This is a genomic window from Reyranella sp. (assembly GCF_036558665.1).
Lineage (GTDB): Bacteria > Pseudomonadota > Alphaproteobacteria > Reyranellales > Reyranellaceae > Reyranella.
In genome coordinates this window covers 13,692-31,740 of record NZ_DATBFE010000076.1, presented here as the reverse complement: position 1 = coordinate 31,740, position 18,049 = coordinate 13,692, and the positions used below count along the sequence as shown (strand labels likewise).

Here is an 18,049-nt window from a genome sequence, read left to right as displayed (position 1 = left end):
GGCCGAGCCGATCGCGTCGGCGAGATTGCGATAGGTGACCGTGACGATGTCCTTGACGTCGGCGGGCGCGGCTTCGAGCAAACCGATCAGGCCAGGCGCATGCGGCGCGCCGGCCGCAAAGACGATCTCTGCCATTTCCGTTCTCCCGTAGCGTTTCAAGGCTGGTCCGTCGTTCCAGGAGTGTCAATATTCTTGCCGGTCTTCGATCCATTGGCCTTGACCGCCCGCGTGGGTCAAGGTGCGTGGAACGAACCAGGGGGAAGGACATGGCGAGCAGGTTGTCGAGCTTCGAACCCCGGCTGTTTGCGTGCCTTGCCGAAGGAGCGAGGATCTACGAGTTGTCGTACGCGATGGCTCCGTCGATGCCGGTCTATCACCAGCACATTCCCTATTCGCTGGCGTTGCATCGGCGGCACGGCGATCCGCATCCGGCAAAGCGGCCCGATGGATCAAGTTTTGCCAACGAGGTCATCGTGACGTCGGGCCATTCCGGCACCCATATAGATGCGCTCGGTCATTTCTCCCGCAACGGGTGCCTGCATGGCGGCATCAAGGTTTCCGAGATCGAGACGCGCGATGGATATCGCGAGCTCAACGCGGCGGATATCCCGCCGATCCTGCAGCATGCCGTCATCGTCGACGTCGCGTCGGCACGGAACGTCGATTGCCTGGAGCCTGGCGAGGAGATCGCGGTCTCCGACATCGAGAAGGCCCTGACCTTGACCGGTGGCGACATCGCGGCAGGAGACGCCGTCCTGATCCGGACCGGCTGGTCGAAGCACTGGTCCGACGCCGAGACGTTCATCGGGCGTCGCGGCGGCATGCCGGGACCCGGCGAGAAGGCGGCCCGGTGGCTGGTTTCGCGGGGAGCCACCCTGGTCGGTTCCGATACCCCCGCTTTCGAATGCCTGCCGATGCCTGGTGTCTCGGTTCACGCCATCCTGCTGGTCGATGAAGGCATCCACATCATGGAAAACCTCAATCTGGACGAGATCGCAGGGCTGCGAAGGCCGCGGGTGATATTCGTGGCGTTGCCTCTGCGCCTCGTGGGATCGACGGGTTCGCCGATCCGCCCGATTGCCATCGCCTGAGCCTCTTTCGGCTGACCTGTCGACAGGGCGCGATCCAACGTTTCGACCATCCGGTCAAACCCGGAAGATCCGTGAGGCACGGCCGCCTCACTCACTCATCGCCAGCCGCAGGCCCGACAGGTAGAACTCGCGCTGCTCCGGATCGCGCCAATGATCCGCGCTCGGGAGCACTACTGGCGTCAGGGCGCGCAGCCGCGTGATCATCGTTCTTGCCTCGTCCAACTCGCCCAGGTGCGCGTAACAGGCAGCGAGAAAACGGTTCGTCGGGACCCAATCCGGGTGCCCTTGTAATGACTGCAACAACATGGTCCGCGCCTGGTCCAGGCGCCGCGCGAAGAAATGGGCTACGCCGTTCGCCATCAATGTGCGGCCACCACGATCGCGTGGATCGAGGCGCAACGATTTCTCGAAATGATCGATCGCCACGTCGGGCGAGCCCGCCCACATTCTTAGCCACCCGCTCCAATGCCATCCGTCGGCGAAGCTCGGATTGATACGTAGTGACTGATCCATGAGGGCTGTTACGACATCAATATCCTCGCCGAAGTAGGCAAGGACATAGGTGGCTCTGCCGAGGATCACGGCATCGTCGCCGGCGTTGCGAAGGGCGCGGCGGGCAAGCGAGGTAGCCTTTTGACGGGTCGCCTCAGGGTTGTCGGTCCAACCAGCGCCGATGAGCGCCATATGGCACCACGCGGACAACGCGATTGCCGGGCCGTAGGCAGCGTCCAGCCTGGTCGCGTGGCTCAGCTGATCGAGCGCCTCCATATGACCCTTCCTCTCCCACGACTGCATTGCTCGCAGCGCGCGGAGATAAAGATCGTAGGCTGTCGGATCGTTCCTCGGCCGATCCAGCGCTCGCCGGATTTCCGCAGCCTCCAATTCTGGCTCAATGACCGCGGCGACCCTGATCGCCACCTGGTCCTGCAGGTCGAGAACGTCCTCAAGCGAGCCGTCGAAATGGTCGGCCCAGAGATGAGCGGCGCTCTCGGCGTCCAACAATTGCGCCGAGATCCTGACTCGCCCTCCTCCTTTCCGGACCGAACCCTCGAGCACATAACGCACCCCAAGCTCGCGGCCAACTTGCTTCACATCGACCGCTTGCCCCTTGTAAGTGAAGCTCGAATTGCGCGCGATCACGAACAGCCAGCGGATGCGGGAAAGCGCAGTGATGATTTCCTCGACCATGCCGTCTGCGAAGTATTCCTGATCGGGATCGCCGCTCATGTTCGCAAATGGCAGCACCGCAATCGACGGCTTGTCGGGTAGCGGCAGCTGCGGCGGCAAGGAGTCTTTGGCCCATTGAGCCGACCGCAAGCCGGTCAGATCCGACAGTCGATAGCCGCGCCCTGGGACAGTGACGACAAGACTGTGCCCTTCGCCGTGGTCGTCCAACGACTTTCGGAGAGCCGAGACATGGACGTGGAGGTTTCCCTCTTCGACGATGCGACCGGGCCATAGGCGGGACATCAGCTCGTCCTTGCTGACGATCTCGCCCTTGGCCTCGGCCAGGGCACACAGGATGCCAAGCGCGCGCGGGTGAATCCGCACCGGCTGACCATCGCGTCGCAATTCGGGGCGCCCGAGATCGAGCCTGAAACGGCCGAAGCGGATCTCCTCGTTCTCCATCGGAGGCGCGGTCTCGATTTTTTAGACCCTCAAACAAGGACCTTAAGGCGGCTTCGCCGGTACCGTCCAGCACGATCGCGGTCACTGCCGGCCCCTGAATATGCGCAAGGTGTGCCCGTGTGGTGATCAAGAGGTTCGCGCGATCGAATTGGGAGGCGGCTGCGATGCGACCCAATCAGAGCGGCCTTTTGCAGGTCACCCGACTGACGGGCGTGATGTTCAGCGACGGGCAGTTCCCTGACTGGACCACCTCCGCAGGGTACAAGACCACAAAGCCGACAAGCACCTGCATCGAATTCGATCGAGCGCTGGACAATCATCTGGCGACGGCCCGGGCAGCGCGCGCGATGGTGATTGGCGACGTCGTGGAGAGATTCCGGCCCCGCCGGGTTCTTTTTCTCGGCATGACCGTCGGCGGGCTCCTGGTCTATGCGCTTGCCTTGAAGCAGTTCCACGCCCCGTCGATTTCAACCTTGGCGATGTTGGCGGTGTTCTTTGCCGCGCTCTTTTCGAGCATCGCGGGCTTCGCTTTCTCGGCGATCTGCGGTGCAATGCTGTTCCATCTGATCGACCAGCCCGTAGAGGCGGTGCAGATCATGATGGTTTGCAGCGTGGGCGGTCAGGCGCTCATGGTCTGGCACCTGCGTCATGCCATCGACTGGCGCGCGCTTGCACCGTTTGTGCTCGGCGCCGCGATCGGGCTGCCAATTGGGGTCCACATCCTGCTGCACACGCCCACTGACGTGTTTATGCGAATTATCGGCACATTCATCGTGCTCTATGCGGCCGTCATGATCCTGCGCCGACCGGTGGTGGTGGCGCGCCAGCATGCCGTGTTCGATGCATTGGCCGGTGTCCTCGGAGGCGTCACCGGAGGCATGGCGGCCTTTCCCGGAGCATTCGTTACCGTCTGGTGCGGGTTGAAAGGTTGGAGCAAGGAGCGCCAGCGTGGCGTCTATCAGCCCTTCATCCTGCTCGTACAGATAGCAGCGATCGCGCTCATAGCGATGCCGGGACTTCGGCTCGCCCACGGCCGCAGCTTCGACTTTGCCGGCATCGAATACCTGCCAGCGATGTTCGGCGGCTGTCTCTTCGGCATGGGCGTGTTCAGGAAATTGAACGACCGGCAATTCGCATTCGGCGTCAACACGTTGCTGCTTGTTTCAGGGGCAGCCCTACTCGTCTAGCGGCGCCTGACCGATCGAGTAACGGAAAATCACCACGTTGAGAACAACAAGTGCGCCTTACCCCGGAGAGCGACATTCGGGGACCAGCCCTTGGCGATCGTCTGCGCGTCGGTGTTCGAGGTCCCGCTATCACGACACCGACTTTTGCAATGGATGAACTGGTAACGGCAGAATCCTGGGTATGAGAACAAGCCGGAGACGGCAACCACGTCACGAAGTGGGCAACACAGCACCTGAACAGGGCGCGAGGGAATAAACGGCTCTCGCCGCAAGGGCCGGAAACGTAAGCGGCTCTCGGTGTACGTGTGAGCTTAAGCCGAGCGAGCGCGCGCCTGGCGGGGGCCCGAGGTCGGCGCGCTGCCCATACGGGTCACGACCGTGTCGGGGCGGGTCCAGGCCAGGTATTCCGCCGCGAAGTCCGGCGGCAAAACCTCGACCATCGTATCGTTCTCGACCCACACCTCGATCACGTGGAACGGCCCGCGATTGCAGGTCACGCAATGCCAGCCGGCGCGCTTGGCGATCTGTTTCACCTTGCTTGCGTCGGTCGCGACGCTGAGCGCGAAGTGCGTGGCGCCAAAGCCGCGCCCCTCCCGGGGCTTCCTGACAAAGCTGCCGCCTTCCTCGCCGGCGGGCTGCAATTCCGTCCCCGCGGGATAGACCTCGACCCCGGAGCCGTGGTCGTCGAGCTGCAACGCGAAAAAGCTGCCCGGGTTGGGCGGGAACGGTACCACCTTGCCGCCCATGATCTCCGCCAGCACCTCGGCGGAATGCTTCGGGTCGCGCGCGGCGATCGACAGGTGATGGATCACGGTGTCCTCCTATTCAATGAGCACTGCAATAGTGGTTGCGGCGACAGCCGTACCACGCCGGTTCCGCACCTTCAGGCGTTTGCGTATTCCAGGCGGAAGCCGTCTCCCCAGCGCTTGATATGGCCGACCGACGGCGAGGGGAAGTGCATTGTGCAGCACAACGTCTCGGTGTCGCAGTAGCGCTCGAGGAAATTCCGCCGCGTCCGGACCGCCTGGTCGCGGTCGGTGTCGACACGCATGACCAATTCGGGATAGCGGGCCTGGATCGGCGAATGGATCAGATCGCCGGTGAACACCGCGGCGTCGCCGCCCTTGCCGGCGCAGACCGCGAAGTGGTCCGGCGTATGGCCCGGGGTCGGGCTCAATCGGATATGGTCGTTGAGCGCATGATCGCTGGTAACCAATTCGGCGCGATTGGCCTCGATGATCGGCAGAACGCTGTCGGTGATCTGGTCGAGCGGCGTCTTGCGATGGATCTCGCTCCAATAGGTGTATTCCTTCCTCGAAAACAGGTAGCGCGCCTTCGGAAAGGTCGGGACCCAGCGGCCGTTCTCCAACCTGGTATTCCAGCCGACGTGATCGCCGTGCAGATGCGTGCACATCACGAAATCGATGTCCTCGACCCCGAGGTCGGCAGCCTTCAGAGCGGTCATCCAGTTGCTGTCACTCTTCTTGTTCCAGGCCGGGCGCAGCGGGAAGTTCTTGTCGTTGCCGATGCAGCTGTCGACCAGGATGTTATGGTGCGGCGTCTTGACGACATACGACTGGAAGCACAACACGACATTGCCGCTCGCGCTGTCATAGCCGCCGGGCGCCAGCCAGCCGAGATTCTCGCCAAGGGTTTCTTTCGACAATGTCGGCAGGAAGTCGAGCATCGGCGTGAAGCCGCTCTCCTGCTCGACAATGCGGTGGATGGTCATGTCGTCAACGGAAAAGCTCGTGCGCACCGCTCCGTCTCCTCGCCCGTGGGTTATCCGAACTTGCTGCTCTATCGTAGCCCAGCCCGGGGCCGATGACGAAGAGCGCCTTTGCCGCTATGCCGCCCGCCTTCGTGGCGCCCGCGTCACGAATGATTCCGGCGTGGTGCGGCTCGCCAGGGCGTGAGCCGCGGAATCCAGCGCGGGACATTGGCCCGGAAATCCTCGTACTCCGTTCCGAACCTATCAACGAGCACCGGCTCCTCGTACGCCACGACAAACGCGTGAAAGGCGACCCACATCAACACACCGTACCCAAGAAGGCGCTGATCGCCGAACAAGACCGCTTGGCCCAGAATGACGGCGACAAGGGCAACGTAAATAGGATTGCGCACATGGCGATAGAGACCCGTCACCACGAGGTTCTGCGTCGGTGCGATCGGCGCGGGCGTGCCCAATCCTTGCAGCGCAAAGCGTGCGAACGAGTCGACGAGCCCGGGTAGACCGGCGACGATCAACAGGATCCCGACGGCGCGCGTCGCTTCGAGATCAAAGAAGGGCGGCTGGAACTCCCAACGCGTTATCCACCAGGGAATGAGCCCCGCCAGCGAGCTGGGCGCAACCGCGAAGAAGAGGGCAGAGCCCAATACCGCGAACGTTTTCCGCACGACACCTCCTTCCCGTCCTGTCGCAATGTTAATGCGGCCATGTCCGGTCTGCGCGTTCCTTGCGAAAGCGTCTCGACCAGGCCCACTGTCCAGCACATCGGGCATCCGCGTAGCGCGACGAGGGCGGCAACGCCCGCGCCCAGGGATAGCCAGGGGTGCGCGGCCTGGTGGACGATGGCCCAAGCGAGTAGCGCCGCCGCAGCTGCGCCGCGCATCAGGTGGCCGCCCAGGAAGGCGCTCCCGAACATGCCCACTCCAAGAAAGTAATTCATGTGCTCTCTCGTCCGCTGTCTTTTGTGCCGAGCAGGTATTCGCGCACCAGTGCGCGGGCGCGGCGCAGGCGGCTTTGGTCGCTTCGCGCGTGACGCCGAGCCGCCCGGCGATTTCCCCAATCGTCAGATCTTCGAGATCTCGCAGCAGCAGCACTTCGCGATGGGACGGCGAAAGCGACTCGATCGCATTGACCAGGTCCAAGCGTAACTCGTCCGGCGGGACCTTTGCGAGCTCGCGTGACTCTTCCAGGCTGGCGAGCTCCTCGACTCCGCGCATCAGCATCAGCGCCGGCAGCATGCAAAGGCGCGCGATGACGGTCACCAGCCAGCCGGCGAGTGCGGCTGGACTGCGGATCGTGCCCACGCGCCGGTACACGACGATGAGTGCTTCTTGCACCACATCTTCGATGACCGAGGTGCGGTGGCAAAGGCGCCGGGCGTAGCGTCGAATGTTCGGCTGCAGCGCCACCAATAGCTGTGTCAGGGCGTGCCGGTCACCCGACTGTGCCGCGAGCAAGAGATCGTTTGCTACGCGCGCCAAGGCAGTCACTCCTTCAGTGGCTCGCGTCCGGCGATGGCGCAGGCAGGGCAATAGCCGAACACGCCGGTGACCAGCGTCACGACACCCGCGCCGCTGAGCAGTAGCCCGAGCGGCGAAGCGTGCAGCGCTGCCCCGCCGCACATGAGCATCAAGCCCCCGCCGATCAGCCTGGCCGCGCGCTCCCACCCGCCAACGTTCTTCCTGTACCGCATGGTCCTGTGCTCCGGTTCGTGACGCGCCGCTATGGCGCATTCACCAGACAAGAGGGCGCAAACCCGGCGCCGGGGTCGCGGCACAAAAAATAATTTGAGGGGGTGGCAGCTTCAGGAAGTGTCCCACTCCAACGCAAGGATTTGGAATGGAAAGGGAATGGTGCCCAGGGGCGGAATCGAACCACCGACACTGCGATTTTCAGTCGCATGCTCTACCAACTGAGCTACCTGGGCGCGCCGTCCGGTTGGCGGCGGGCTGTATAGGATGCGTCAGGGCCGGTGTCTAGGTCGGCTCTCCTAGCCTTCCCCGGTTCCGTCGTCCGGGGTTTCGTCGGTCGGCACGCGATAGCCCTCCTTGAGCCAGCGGCCGAGATCGATGTCGGCGCAGCGCTTGCTGCAAAAGGGTCGATATCTGAGCTCGGCGCGCTTGCCGCATACCGGGCATCTGGCGTCGATGCGCACGGCCCGCAGCGGCGGGGAGGATCGATCGGACGGCGTCATGGCTGCTGGTCGGTCGGTTCGTCCGTCTGTTGATGATGCAGCGCCTCGAGCTCGGCGGCGAGCGTCGCGCCGCGGCGCGCGCGGGTCAACTCGAAGAGGCCGAGCCGCGTGAAGCCGTAGAGCTGGGTCGGCACCGGGTCGTCGGCCAGCGCCTCCGCGAGCGCGGCCTGCACCTTGTCGCGATCGTAGGCGCTGCGCATGGTGACGAAATCAATGACCACCGCGCCGCCGAGGTTGCGCAGGCGCAGTTGCTGGGCGATCGCGGGCGCGGCCTCGAGGTTGACCTCGACCGCGCGACGCGGCGCGCGGCCCTGGCGGCCGCCCGCGCCGGCGCTGTCGACATCGATCGCGAGCAGCGTCTCGCCCGGCTCGAACAGCACCTCGACTGCGCTTTGCAGCGCGATTCGCCGCGCCAGCGCGGTGTCGATCTGGCCAGCCACGTCGTCGATGTCGAAGATCGGCATCGGCCCGCCGTGCCAGCGCACGCGGATCTTCTCCTGGCGGTGGTCGAACTGGTCCTGCAGCGATCGTGCCCGGCCCCGGTCATCGATGATCACCTCCTCGAGACCGGCGCCATGGTCGCGCAGCGCACGCTCGACCGGATCGCCCCAGCCGGGCAGGCGCGCCGTCAGATCGGCCGGCGGCGGGGCGTTGAGCGCGTGACGCCGGATCGCCTCCCAGCGCTCGAGGACCTGCGTGGCATCGGCGCGCAGAAGATCGCTGGATGCGCCGGATGAGGCAGTACGCAGCACGAGGCCGCCTTCCAGCAGATCACGCACGTGACCGGCCAGCCGCTCGCGCTCGGCCTCGCCCTCGATGCGGCGCGAGAATGAGACGCCCGTCCGCAGCGGATGATAGACGAGATAGCGCCCGGACACGGCGATATCCATCGACAGGCGTGGTCCCTTGCCGCCGCTGCCGCCCTGGCCGCTGCCCTCGCCGTCGTTGCGGACCTGCACCAGCACCGGCGCGCCGGCCGGCGGCCAGCCGTCGATGCCGGCGCGATCCTCCGCCCGCAGGAAGGCCGAGCGGCCGATGCCGATGTCGACGAACGCCGCGTCGAGCTCGGGCATGACCCGCTCCAGTCGGCCGAGGAAGATGCTTTCGGTCAGCGACGGCCGGTCGCGCCGGGCAATGCGCAGCTCCACCAGCCGGCCGTCCGCGACAAGCGCGAGCAGGAAGGCGCGCGGCATGACGTGGCAGATCAGGCGGTCGATCCGGCTCACGGCGCGCCTGCCGGGCGGCCCATGGAGTTCAACAGTGCCGCCGTCTCGAACAGCGGCAGGCCGACCACATTGCTGTAGGAGCCGGACAGGAAGGAGACGAAGGCGGCGGCCCGGCCCTGCACGGCATAGCCGCCCGCCTTGCCGCGCCATTCGCCGCTGGCGAGATAGTCGTCGATCTCCCGTTCGTCGAGCCGCTTGAAGCGGACCGCGGTTTCCACCAGGCGCATGCGGACACTCCCCTTTGCGGCGACGGCGACGCCGCCCAGCACCTTGTGGCGGCGGCCCGAAAGCAGGCCAAGGCAGGCGCGCGCCGTATCCTCGCTCTCGGCCTTGGGCAGGATGCGCCGACCGACCGCGACGACGCTGTCGGCGGCGAGCACCACCGCCTGTGGATGACGCTCCGCCACGACCTCGAGCTTGGCGCGAGCCATGCGCAATGCGTAGGCGCGCGGCAACTCACCCGGAAGCGGCGTCTCGTCGGTATCGGCCGGATCGATCTTCGTCGGCTCGATCCCGATCTGCCGCAGGAGATCCAGGCGGCGCGGCGAGGCGGAAGCCAGGACCAGCGGCAGCGCCAGCGGTGCCTACTTGAAACGGAAGGTGATGCGTCCCTTGGTCAGGTCGTAGGGCGTCATCTCGACGGTGACGCGGTCGCCTGCCAGCACGCGGATGCGGTTCTTGCGCATCTTGCCCGAGGTGTGGGCGAGGATCGTATGGTCGTTGTCGAGCTTCACGCGGAACATCGCATTGGGCAGCAACTCCTCCACGACCCCGTTGAACTCGATCAGATCTTCCTTGGCCATCCGGCCTCCGGTTGGAGTGGGTACAAAAACGAAAGCGGGCGGAAAATGGGCTGGGACCGGGGGATAGTCAACGCCTACCCTCTCGCCGGGAAAGCCATTCAGAGCCCTTGCAACGAAGCGAAACGTGTCCACTCGGGCCTCGACCGCATCCTTCGGTTGAGGCAGGCTCCGCCCCGCGCGGAGGCAAGCAATCGCCAGCGGGGAGGCCAGGAGGAATGACGGCGCTGCTCTTCGGCTTCGAAGGTCGGATCGGACGCGGCCCTTTCTGGGCGGGACAGGCCGTTGTCCTGCTGCTCGCCTGGCTCTACGTGAGCTATGCCGACCGTTTGCTCGCGGCCTGGATGCCGGGCAGCATCTTCATGGGCTCAGGCATCGCCCTCGTCCTCGCGATGCCGATCATCTGGGTGCAGGCGGCCATCACGATCAAGCGCTGTCACGATCGCGGCAAGACCGGTTTCTGGTCGATGCTCCTGCTGCTGCCGATCGTGGGCCAGATCTGGCTCGTCATCGATTGCGGATTGCTGCCGGCGGCGGGATCGGCGGTCGCCTCCGGCGCGGCGCGCCGGTCGGCCTGAGGGACCAAAAGAAAACGCCAGGCCGCCGGCTGACGCCACGGCACTCGAAGCGGCGCCGGCAAGGCAGCCTGTGCGCCGGCGAGCCACGCAGGCTGCCTTTCGCCGCCTCGCCGGGAGAGCTATGGCGTCGGACCGGCCGGCGTCCCGAAGCGCGCCTTGAGGCGGGCCAGGATCATGTCGCGCACGCGGCGATAGGCGTCGAGCCGCATCTCGCGCGACCCTTCCACGGCACTGGGATCCGGGATCGGCCAGTATTCGACATCGGTCGCGGTGTTGCGCGTGAATTCGAGAGCGCTGTGATGTGCCTCCGGCGATAGACTCACGATCAGATCGAAGGAGCTGGGCTCGACATCGTCGAACGTCTTGGTCCGATGCGCATGACTGTCGACGCCGATCTCGTCCAGCACGGCGGTGGTGAAGCCGTCGAGCTCGCTTGCGTGCACGCCCACCGACTCGATATAGGCGGCCTGGCCGTAGAGGCGTCGCGCCAGCGCTTCGGCCATGGGCGAGCGGATGGAATTGTGCGTGCACGCGAACAGCAGGCTGTCCGGGGGTCCGCCGTCCTTCATGCTCAGGCCTTGATGTGCAGGGCGCAAATCAGGGTGAACAGCCGCCGCGCCGTGTCGAGGTCGAGGTCGATCTTGCCGGTGAGCCGTTCGCGCAGAAGCTCCGATCCCTCGTTGTGCAGGCCGCGGCGGCCCATGTCGAGCGCCTCGATCTGCGCTGGCCCCAGCTTCTTGATGGCGGCATAGTAGCTGCCGCAGATCAGGAAGTAGTCCTTCACGATCTTGCGAAACGGCGTGAGCGACAGGATGACGTCGCGCAGCTTGCGGTCGTCCGCCGAATGGACGCTGAAGACCAGGCGCTGCTCGAAGATGCCGACATGCAGCTTGTAGGGACCGGCCTCGCCGCCCACCAGCGCGAAGTCGTTCTCCTCCAGGAGGTCGAACAGGGCGACGGCGCGCTCGTGCTCGACCTCGGGGGAGCGCCGGGCGACCGATTTCTCGTCGAGCACGATATCGACGACCTGTCGCGCCTTGGAAACCGCATGGGATGATGGCGGGTGCGCCATGGCCATCAGCCGCGGCGATTGAGCCGAATGGAAACCGAGCGGCCGTGCGCGCCGAGACCTTCCGCCTCGGCCAGCGCCAGCGCCGCAGGGCCGAGCTGGGCCAGCGCATCGGCCGTGCAGGCCACGATCGAGGTGCGCTTGAGAAAATCGGCGACGCCGAGCCCGCCCGAGAAGCGCGCCGCCCGCGAGGTCGGCAGCACGTGGTTGGTGCCGGCGACGTAATCGCCGATCGCCTCCGGGGTGTGGCGGCCGATGAAGATGGCGCCGGCATGGGCGATCCTGCCACTCAGCACCTCGGCTGCCTCCGGCTCCATCGCGAGCTCGACATGCTCGGCGGCAATGCGATCGATGATCGGCGCCGACCGGGCGAGGTCGCGTACCACGATGATGGCGCCGTGGTCGCGCCAGCTCGCACCCGCGATCTCGCGGCGGGGCAACGCCCCCAGCTCTGTATCGACGGCGCTTGCAACCGCATCGGCGAAGGCCGTGTCGTCGGCGATCAGCATCGATTGCGAGGACGCATCGTGCTCGGCCTGGGACAACAGATCGGCGGCGATCCAGGCAGGGTCGTTGTGGCGGTCCGCCACGACCAGAATCTCGGACGGGCCTGCGATCAGGTCGATGCCGACCTGCCCGAACACACGGCGCTTGGCGGCGGCAACGTAGGCGTTGCCGGGACCGGTGATCTTGTCGACCGGCCTGATCGAGGCCGTGCCATAGGCAAGAGCCGCCACCGCCTGCGCCCCACCGATGCGCCAGATCTCGTCGGCGCCCGCGATCTCCGCCGCCAGCATGACCAGAGGATTGAGACTGCCACCCGGCGTCGGCACGACCATCGCGATGCGCTTCACGCCGGCCACCTTCGCCGGAACGACGTTCATCAGCACCGACGACGGATAGGCCGCCGTGCCGCCCGGCACGTAGACGCCGACCGAATCGAGCGGCCGGTAGCGGGCGCCGAGCCGCGTGCCGGTATAGTCGGTGAATTCGACATCCTTGGGCAGCAGCGAGCGATGGAACGCCTCGATGCGCCGGGCGGCGAATTCCAGCGCCTCGCGCTGCGCAGCGGGCACCTTCGCTGCGGCCGCGCGACGCTGGGCGTCGGAAATGCGCAAGCCCTTCGCGTCGGTCTCCACCCTGTCGAACTCGCGCGTGTAGTCGATCAGGGCGGCGTCACCACGGGCGCGCACGTCGGCCACGATGTCGGCGACAATGCGGTCGACATTTTCGTCGCTGTCCCGATTGCGCCCAAGGAAGGCCGAGAAGTCCTTTTCGAAACCCGGCGCCGAGGCATCGAGCCTAAGCGGCACGGCGCACCTCGCGGAAGCGATCGACCCAGTGACCGACACGCTCGGGCTGCGTCTTGAGGGCGGCGCGATTGACGATGAAGCGCGAGGTAATGTCGGCGATGTGCTCGATCTCGACCAGTCCGTTGTCGCGAAGCGTACGACCCGAATCGACCAGGTCGACGATGCGATGACTGAGGCCGAGCGACGGCGCGAGCTCCATGGCACCCGAAAGCTTGACGCATTCCGCCTGCACGCCTCGCGCGGCGAAGTGGCGGCGCGTCACCTCGGGATACTTGGTGGCGATGCGCACGTGGCTCCAGCGCCTCGGATCGTCGCTCCCCGCCATCTCCGCCGGTTCCGCGACGGCCAGCCGGCACTTGCCGATGCCAAGGTCGATCGGTGCGTAGATCTCCGGATAGTCGAATTCCATCAGGACGTCGTAGCCGGCGATGCCGAGATGAGCGGCGCCGAACGCCACGAAGGTCGCGACATCGAACGAGCGCACGCGGATGATGTCGAGATCGGGGTGGTTCGTCCCGAAGCGCAGTTGCCGCGCGTCGGGGTCGGCGAAGGCCTGCTCCGGCTCGATGTCGGCGGCGGCCAGCAGGCTCGCGGCCTCATCGAGGATGCGCCCCTTCGGCACCGCCAGGATCAGCTTCTCGTTTGCTTCACTCGACAAGACCGTCGCTCCAGTAACGAATGCCCGCCCGTGGCCGGGCCGTGAGGGCTATTCGACCGGATGGGCGGGCTTCCACGGGGTGGGCCAAGGCTCCCCGACATCCCCCAAATGACACGCAAGCCGGCCGATTTCCAGCCGTATGGCGCGGCCGGCGGCAAAGCCCAGCGAAACCGAGCCATCCTCTTGCTGGCTCACCGCCAGCAACTCCAGCATGCGGTCGGGCTGCCGAAGCGGGATGTCGTGATGGTGGACGGCGTTTACCTCGTTGAAAACAAGGGCGGAATGGGTCCGCCAATGGGCCGTGTCGACGGTCGCATCGGCTTCCCAGCGGAAGCGGTTGAGGAGGAGAACAAAACGTTTCTCGCCGGCAAAGAAGGCGCAGTCGCGGACCGCGACCAGCGAATCCTGCACCGCCGCCGAGATCACCGATAGATCTTCGGCATCGAGCGCCGTGAGCTTCAGCTTTTCCATCATGGTCGCGGGCCGCTCATCGTCAGCCCTTCAGCCGCTCGATCTCGGCGCCGCAGGCGGCGAGCTTCTCCTCCAGCCGCTCATAGCCGCGATCGAGATGATAGACGCGGTGCAGGGTCGTCTCGCCCTCGGCCGCCAGACCAGCGATGGCAAGGGACACCGACGCGCGCAAATCCGTCGCCATCACCTCCGCGCCGCGGAGTTTCGGCACGCCGCGCACCAGCGCGGACTCGTGATGGATCGTGACGTTGGCGCCCATGCGCATCAGCTCGGGCACGTGCATGAAGCGGCTTTCGAAGATCGTCTCCGTGATCATCGAGGCGCCGTCGGCGCGGGTCATCAGAGCCATCATCTGCGCCTGCAGGTCGGTCGGGAATCCCGGATACGGCTCGGTCATGACGTCGACGCCGTGCAACTCACCGTTGGCGCGGCGCACCCGGAAGCCGCGATTGGTCTTCTCCAACACGACGCCCGCCGCGCGCAGGCTCTGGGCGGCCGCCTCCATCAGGTCGAGACGGCCACCCAGGAGTTCGACGTCGCCCGACGTCATGGCGATGGCCATGGCGTAGGTCCCGGCTTCGATTCGGTCGGGAATGACGACATGCGTGGCGGGCTTCAGTTGCTCGACGCCCTCGATCGTCAGCGTCTCGCTGCCGATGCCGGCGATCGGTACGCCCATTTTCGTCAGGCACTCGGCGAGATCGATGATCTCGGGCTCGCGCGCGGCATTGTCGATCACCGTCGTGCCCTTGGCGAGCGCCGCCGCCATCACCAGATTCTCGGTGGCACCGACGGAGACCTTCGGGAAGGTGAAGCGCGCTCCCGTCAATCCCTTGGGCGCCCGGGCGACGATGTAGCCGCCGTCGATGTCGATCCTGGCACCCATGGCCTTCAGTCCCGCGATATGCAGGTCGACCGGCCGGGCACCGATCGAGCAGCCGCCGGGCAGCGACACGCGCGCCTCGCCTTCGCGCGCCAGCAGCGGACCGAGCACCAGCACCGACGCGCGCATCTTGCGGACGATGTCGTACGGCGCCGTGGTGGAGGTGATCTTGCCCGCCTTGAGCGTGAGCCTGGTCCCGTGGGCGTGGCCGTTCTCTCCCGGGGCCGCCTCGATCTCCACGCCGTGCTGCCGCAGGAGCTGCATCATGGTGGCGATGTCGGCCAGCCGCGGGACATTCTTGAGGACCAGCGGCTTGTCGGTGAGCAATGCCGCCGCCATCGCCGGCAGGCAGGCGTTCTTGGAGCCGGAGACGACGATCTCCCCCTTGAGCTGGCGGCCGCCCCTGATGCGGATACGATCCATGTCCGTCCTCCCGCTCAGATCTTGGGCAGCGTGACGCCGCGCTGACCCTGGTACTTGCCGGCCTTGTCGCGATAGGAGACCTCGCAGGGCTCGTTGCCCTGCAGGAATAGGAACTGCGCCGCGCCCTCGTTGGCATATATCTTCGCCGGCAAGGGCGTCGTGTTGGAGAATTCGAGCGTCACATGACCCTCCCATTCGGGCTCGAGCGGTGTCACGTTCACGATGATGCCGCAGCGGGCGTAGGTCGACTTGCCCACACACACGACCAGCACGTCACGCGGGATGCGAAAATATTCGACCGTGCGGGCGAGGGCGAAGGAATTGGGCGGGATGATGCACACGTCGGTCGTACGGTCGACGAAGCTGTTCTCGGCGAAGTTCTTGGGGTCCACCACGGCCGAATCGACGTTGGTGAAGATCTTGAAATCGTTGCCGACGCGGGCGTCATAACCATAGGACGACAGACCATAGGAGATGATGCCGTCCCGCTTCTGGGCGTCGATGAAGGGCTCGATCATGCCCTTCTCCTGTGCCATGCGGCGGATCCAGCGGTCGGAAAGGATGGTCATTCTTCTTTTGTTTCCGAGAGGGGGGAGAGGCTCGCCCTCCAGGGAAACCGTGTCATTGCGAGCGCAGCCGGGGATCCTTCGGGTTGTCGGCAAGGATCCTTCGCTTCGCTCGGGACGACACAGCAGCCCGGGATGACCGGAGAGTTTTAGACGAGCCGGCTCCGCCGCTCAATCTTTGGTCGACTCTTGTCCCTCGTTCCGTTGCTTGGCGCGCGCCTGCGCCTTGCGCCGCTTGAGGTTTTCCCGCAAGGCCGCGGCCAGGCGCTCGCCCCGCTCGTCCTTCGCCGCAGGCGGCATTGACAGGGGCTTTTGAGGCTTGTTCATGGGCGCGAAGATACACGATCGGGGCCAATCTTGCCTGACCCCGGCCTGACACTCGCCGCCTCGGCCAGCAACCAGGTGCGGAACGTCTCCATCGCCACGCTCGGTCGCTTCGAGTGCAGTGACGTGAGCCAGTAGGCGCCGAGCGCGACTTCCGCCTTGAATGGCCGCACCAGTCGTTTGCGCTTCAGATCCTCGCCGAACATCATCGCCGGCAACAGCGCAACGCCCAGCCCGCGCGCGGCCGCTTCGGCCATCGCCACCGAGGAGTCGAACATCGGTCCCTGCTTCCTGGGCGCCGCACTTCCCGTCGCTTCGAACCAGCACGCCCATTCCTCCGGCCGGTAGGAGCGCAGGAGCGTCTGGCGACGCAAATCCGCGGGTTTGCGCAACTTTCCCGCCAGCGCCGGCGCGCAAAGCGGTGTCAGCGGCGCTTCGAACAGCCGCTCGGCATCGGTCGCATGCCAGGCACCGTCGCCAAAGCGTACGGCGCAATCGAGCCCCTCGCCTGCAAGGTCCACGCGATTGTTGTTGGTGCGCAAGCGCACGTCGATGCGCGGATGCATCCTGGTGAACCGGGCCAATCGCGGCATGAGCCAGCCGGTCGCGAAGGTACCGACCACGCCGACGGTGATGACGTCGTTGAAACGGCCGTCACGGAAACGTTCCAGTGTCTCGCTGATGCCGCGGAAGGCGCGTTCGATCGCGGGCAGCAAGGCCTGGCCTTCATCCGTGAGTGCGAGCCCACGCGGCAGGCGAATGAACAGGCGAGCGCCGAGACTGGCCTCCAGCCGCTTCACCTGCTGGCTGACCGCCGCCTGCGTCACGCGCAACTCGAGACCGGCGCGCGTGAAACTGAGATGCCGCGCCGATGCCTCGAAGGCATGCAAGGCATTGAGCGGAAGCTGCGACAGCCGGAGCGGACGGTTCAACCTTTTCTGTCCCAAGTTTCGCTTATGGTTCGCGTCACCAACGATGGTTTGTCAACGGCGTCCCGGCCCTGCGACGAAGAAGGCCCCTCTCGAAAGGACCGGACACATGATCGACAGAAGGAATTTCCTGGCCGCGCTGATGCTGGCCGGCATTCCCGGCCCCTGCCGCGCTGCGACGCGCTTCGAAGAAGAGCTGAAGCGGCTGGAGGCCGGCAGCGGCGGTAGGCTAGGGGTGGCGCTGCTCGACGGCAGCGGTGGGCGGATGCGGGGCTGGCGCGGCGGCGAACGCTTCCCGATGTGCAGCACCTTCAAGGTGCTCGCCGCAGCAGCACTCCTGCACCGAGTCGATGCGGGACAGGAGAGACTCGACCGGCGGGTGACATACGCCAAGGCCGATCTCGCAAGCTATTCGCCGGTGACCGCAAAACACGTTGGGACGGGCCTCACCCTGGGGCAACTTTGTGAAGCGGCGATAACCCTGAGCGACAATACCGCCGCCAATCTCCTGTTGGCCAACATCGGCGGGCCTGCCGGCCTTACCGCCTTTGCCGCCGGCCTGGGCGATCACAGCACCCGCCTCGACCGCACCGAACCGACGCTGAACGAGGCACTGCCCGGCGACCCGCGCGATACCACCACGCCCGATGCGATGGCAGTCACCCTGTCGAAACTGGTGCTCGGCTCGGCGCTGGCGCCCGCGTCGCGCGAACAACTGGCAGTATGGATGATCGCCACCCGGACGGGCGATGCGCGCCTTCGCGCCGGACTGCCACATGGCTGGCGGATCGGCGACAAGACCGGTAGCGGCGAGCATGGCACGGCCAACGACATCGCCGTGATCTGGCCGGTGGGCCGCGCGCCGGTGATCGTGACCGTCTATCTCACCGGTGCCACCGGCAATGGTCCGGCGAAAGATGCCGTCATCGCCGACGTGGGACGCGCCGTCGTGTCGGCGCTCGGCTGATCAACCGGCGCC

General features: G+C 65.8%; 22 protein-coding genes and 1 tRNA gene. 4 read left to right on the top strand and 19 right to left on the bottom strand.

Going from position 1 to position 18,049, the window contains the following annotated elements; all coding sequences use genetic code 11:
- Positions 1–266 precede the first annotated feature (266 nt).
- Positions 267–1,091, top strand: coding sequence for a cyclase family protein (locus VH499_RS13345; protein WP_332053231.1), 825 nt, complete (start codon positions 267–269; stop codon positions 1,089–1,091).
- 87 nt (positions 1,092–1,178) lie between these two features.
- Here VH499_RS13345 and VH499_RS13340 read toward each other — a convergent pair whose 3' ends face one another.
- A complete protein-coding gene (locus VH499_RS13340) occupies positions 1,179–2,720 on the bottom strand; it encodes a winged helix-turn-helix domain-containing tetratricopeptide repeat protein (RefSeq protein WP_332053230.1) in 1,542 nt (513 codons plus the stop codon).
- Positions 2,721–2,884: 164 nt separating this feature from the next.
- Between VH499_RS13340 and VH499_RS13335 the strand changes: the two genes are divergently transcribed.
- Complete coding sequence (locus VH499_RS13335; RefSeq protein ID WP_332053229.1) at positions 2,885–3,907, top strand: sulfite exporter TauE/SafE family protein; 1,023 nt, start codon at positions 2,885–2,887, stop codon at positions 3,905–3,907.
- A 311-nt stretch (positions 3,908–4,218) separates the two neighbouring features.
- On the opposite strand, the gene VH499_RS13330 is transcribed toward VH499_RS13335, so the two are convergent.
- The 9 genes from VH499_RS13330 to infA form a co-directional block, all read right to left on the bottom strand.
- The gene (locus VH499_RS13330; protein ID WP_332053228.1) at positions 4,219–4,719 is read right to left on the bottom strand and encodes a hypothetical protein; all 501 of its coding nucleotides are present in this window, start codon (positions 4,717–4,719) and stop codon (positions 4,219–4,221) included.
- Positions 4,720–4,790: 71 nt separating this feature from the next.
- Entirely contained in the window at positions 4,791–5,666 is an 876-nt protein-coding gene (locus tag VH499_RS13325) for an MBL fold metallo-hydrolase (RefSeq protein ID WP_332053227.1), read from the bottom strand.
- 116 nt (positions 5,667–5,782) lie between these two features.
- Entirely contained in the window at positions 5,783–7,117 is a 1,335-nt protein-coding gene (locus tag VH499_RS13320) for a sigma-70 family RNA polymerase sigma factor (protein ID WP_332053226.1), read from the bottom strand.
- A gap of 5 nt (positions 7,118–7,122) precedes the next feature.
- A complete protein-coding gene (locus VH499_RS13315; RefSeq protein ID WP_332053225.1) occupies positions 7,123–7,329 on the bottom strand; it encodes a DUF2892 domain-containing protein in 207 nt (68 codons plus the stop codon).
- A gap of 158 nt (positions 7,330–7,487) precedes the next feature.
- Positions 7,488–7,563: transfer RNA gene (locus VH499_RS13310), tRNA-Phe, on the bottom strand.
- A 63-nt stretch (positions 7,564–7,626) separates the two neighbouring features.
- Positions 7,627–7,830: a DNA gyrase inhibitor YacG gene (locus tag VH499_RS13305; protein WP_332053224.1), complete on the bottom strand. Its 204-nt coding sequence runs from the start codon at positions 7,828–7,830 to the stop codon at positions 7,627–7,629.
- Positions 7,827–9,056, bottom strand: a complete 1,230-nt coding sequence (locus VH499_RS13300) for a ribonuclease E/G (RefSeq protein ID WP_332053223.1) — start codon at positions 9,054–9,056, stop codon at positions 7,827–7,829. The genes VH499_RS13305 and VH499_RS13300 overlap by 4 nt, the downstream gene beginning before the upstream one ends.
- Positions 9,053–9,634 (bottom strand): nucleoside triphosphate pyrophosphatase, encoded by a 582-nt coding sequence (locus VH499_RS13295; protein ID WP_332053232.1) that lies wholly within the window; start codon positions 9,632–9,634, stop codon positions 9,053–9,055. Before VH499_RS13295 ends, VH499_RS13300 begins: the two co-directional genes overlap by 4 nt.
- A 6-nt stretch (positions 9,635–9,640) precedes the next feature.
- The gene (gene infA / locus VH499_RS13290; protein WP_085933607.1) at positions 9,641–9,859 is read right to left on the bottom strand and encodes a translation initiation factor IF-1; all 219 of its coding nucleotides are present in this window, start codon (positions 9,857–9,859) and stop codon (positions 9,641–9,643) included.
- A 215-nt stretch (positions 9,860–10,074) separates the two neighbouring features.
- Here infA and VH499_RS13285 point away from each other — a divergent pair, with 215 nt between their 5' ends.
- Positions 10,075–10,434, top strand: coding sequence for a DUF805 domain-containing protein (locus VH499_RS13285; protein ID WP_332053222.1), 360 nt, complete (start codon positions 10,075–10,077; stop codon positions 10,432–10,434).
- A 119-nt stretch (positions 10,435–10,553) separates the two neighbouring features.
- On the opposite strand, the gene VH499_RS13280 is transcribed toward VH499_RS13285, so the two are convergent.
- From VH499_RS13280 to VH499_RS13240, 9 genes are all read right to left on the bottom strand, one after another.
- The gene (locus VH499_RS13280; RefSeq protein ID WP_332053221.1) at positions 10,554–11,003 is read right to left on the bottom strand and encodes an arsenate reductase ArsC; all 450 of its coding nucleotides are present in this window, start codon (positions 11,001–11,003) and stop codon (positions 10,554–10,556) included.
- Between the two features lie 2 nt (positions 11,004–11,005).
- Entirely contained in the window at positions 11,006–11,512 is a 507-nt protein-coding gene (locus VH499_RS13275; RefSeq protein WP_332053220.1) for a UPF0262 family protein, read from the bottom strand.
- A complete protein-coding gene (gene hisD, locus VH499_RS13270) occupies positions 11,512–12,816 on the bottom strand; it encodes a histidinol dehydrogenase (RefSeq protein WP_332053219.1) in 1,305 nt (434 codons plus the stop codon). The genes VH499_RS13275 and hisD overlap by 1 nt, the downstream gene beginning before the upstream one ends.
- A complete protein-coding gene (hisG, locus tag VH499_RS13265) occupies positions 12,806–13,474 on the bottom strand; it encodes an ATP phosphoribosyltransferase (RefSeq protein WP_332053218.1) in 669 nt (222 codons plus the stop codon). The genes hisD and hisG overlap by 11 nt, the downstream gene beginning before the upstream one ends.
- 48 nt (positions 13,475–13,522) lie before the next feature.
- The gene (locus tag VH499_RS13260) at positions 13,523–13,945 is read right to left on the bottom strand and encodes a DUF2948 family protein (protein WP_332053217.1); all 423 of its coding nucleotides are present in this window, start codon (positions 13,943–13,945) and stop codon (positions 13,523–13,525) included.
- Between the two features lie 22 nt (positions 13,946–13,967).
- Positions 13,968–15,251 carry a UDP-N-acetylglucosamine 1-carboxyvinyltransferase gene (murA, locus tag VH499_RS13255; RefSeq protein ID WP_332053216.1) on the bottom strand — a complete coding sequence of 428 codons (1,284 nt, stop codon included), beginning with the start codon at positions 15,249–15,251 and terminating at the stop codon, positions 13,968–13,970.
- Positions 15,252–15,265: 14 nt separating this feature from the next.
- On the bottom strand, positions 15,266–15,820 hold the full coding sequence (gene dcd / locus VH499_RS13250) for a dCTP deaminase (protein ID WP_332053215.1): 555 nt from the start codon (positions 15,818–15,820) through the stop codon (positions 15,266–15,268).
- Between the two features lie 168 nt (positions 15,821–15,988).
- Positions 15,989–16,144 (bottom strand): hypothetical protein, encoded by a 156-nt coding sequence (locus VH499_RS13245; protein WP_332053214.1) that lies wholly within the window; start codon positions 16,142–16,144, stop codon positions 15,989–15,991.
- Positions 16,141–17,073, bottom strand: a complete 933-nt coding sequence (locus VH499_RS13240; RefSeq protein WP_332053213.1) for a LysR family transcriptional regulator — start codon at positions 17,071–17,073, stop codon at positions 16,141–16,143. The genes VH499_RS13245 and VH499_RS13240 overlap by 4 nt, the downstream gene beginning before the upstream one ends.
- Before the next feature lie 106 nt (positions 17,074–17,179).
- Between VH499_RS13240 and bla the strand changes: the two genes are divergently transcribed.
- The gene (gene bla / locus VH499_RS13235; RefSeq protein WP_332053212.1) at positions 17,180–18,037 is read left to right on the top strand and encodes a class A beta-lactamase; all 858 of its coding nucleotides are present in this window, start codon (positions 17,180–17,182) and stop codon (positions 18,035–18,037) included.
- Positions 18,038–18,049: the final 12 nt, after the last annotated feature.

Bases quoted from the DNA above. Each gene is read 5' to 3' on its own strand.
- murA (WP_332053216.1), bottom strand. From the start codon at position 15,251: ATGGATCGTATCCGCATCAGGGGCGGCCGCCAGCTCAAGGGGGAGATC.
- VH499_RS13275 (WP_332053220.1), bottom strand. From the start codon at position 11,512: ATGGCCATGGCGCACCCGCCATCATCCCATGCGGTTTCCAAGGCGCGA.
- VH499_RS13260 (WP_332053217.1), bottom strand. From the start codon at position 13,945: ATGGAAAAGCTGAAGCTCACGGCGCTCGATGCCGAAGATCTATCGGTG.
- VH499_RS13280 (WP_332053221.1), bottom strand. From the start codon at position 11,003: ATGAAGGACGGCGGACCCCCGGACAGCCTGCTGTTCGCGTGCACGCAC.
- VH499_RS13345 (WP_332053231.1), top strand. From the start codon at position 267: ATGGCGAGCAGGTTGTCGAGCTTCGAACCCCGGCTGTTTGCGTGCCTT.
- bla (WP_332053212.1), top strand. From the start codon at position 17,180: ATGATCGACAGAAGGAATTTCCTGGCCGCGCTGATGCTGGCCGGCATT.
- VH499_RS13305 (WP_332053224.1), bottom strand. From the start codon at position 7,830: ATGACGCCGTCCGATCGATCCTCCCCGCCGCTGCGGGCCGTGCGCATC.
- VH499_RS13315 (WP_332053225.1), bottom strand. From the start codon at position 7,329: ATGCGGTACAGGAAGAACGTTGGCGGGTGGGAGCGCGCGGCCAGGCTG.
- VH499_RS13245 (WP_332053214.1), bottom strand. From the start codon at position 16,144: ATGAACAAGCCTCAAAAGCCCCTGTCAATGCCGCCTGCGGCGAAGGAC.
- VH499_RS13335 (WP_332053229.1), top strand. From the start codon at position 2,885: ATGCGACCCAATCAGAGCGGCCTTTTGCAGGTCACCCGACTGACGGGC.
- dcd (WP_332053215.1), bottom strand. From the start codon at position 15,820: ATGACCATCCTTTCCGACCGCTGGATCCGCCGCATGGCACAGGAGAAG.
- VH499_RS13340 (WP_332053230.1), bottom strand. From the start codon at position 2,720: ATGGAGAACGAGGAGATCCGCTTCGGCCGTTTCAGGCTCGATCTCGGG.
- infA (WP_085933607.1), bottom strand. From the start codon at position 9,859: ATGGCCAAGGAAGATCTGATCGAGTTCAACGGGGTCGTGGAGGAGTTG.
- VH499_RS13285 (WP_332053222.1), top strand. From the start codon at position 10,075: ATGACGGCGCTGCTCTTCGGCTTCGAAGGTCGGATCGGACGCGGCCCT.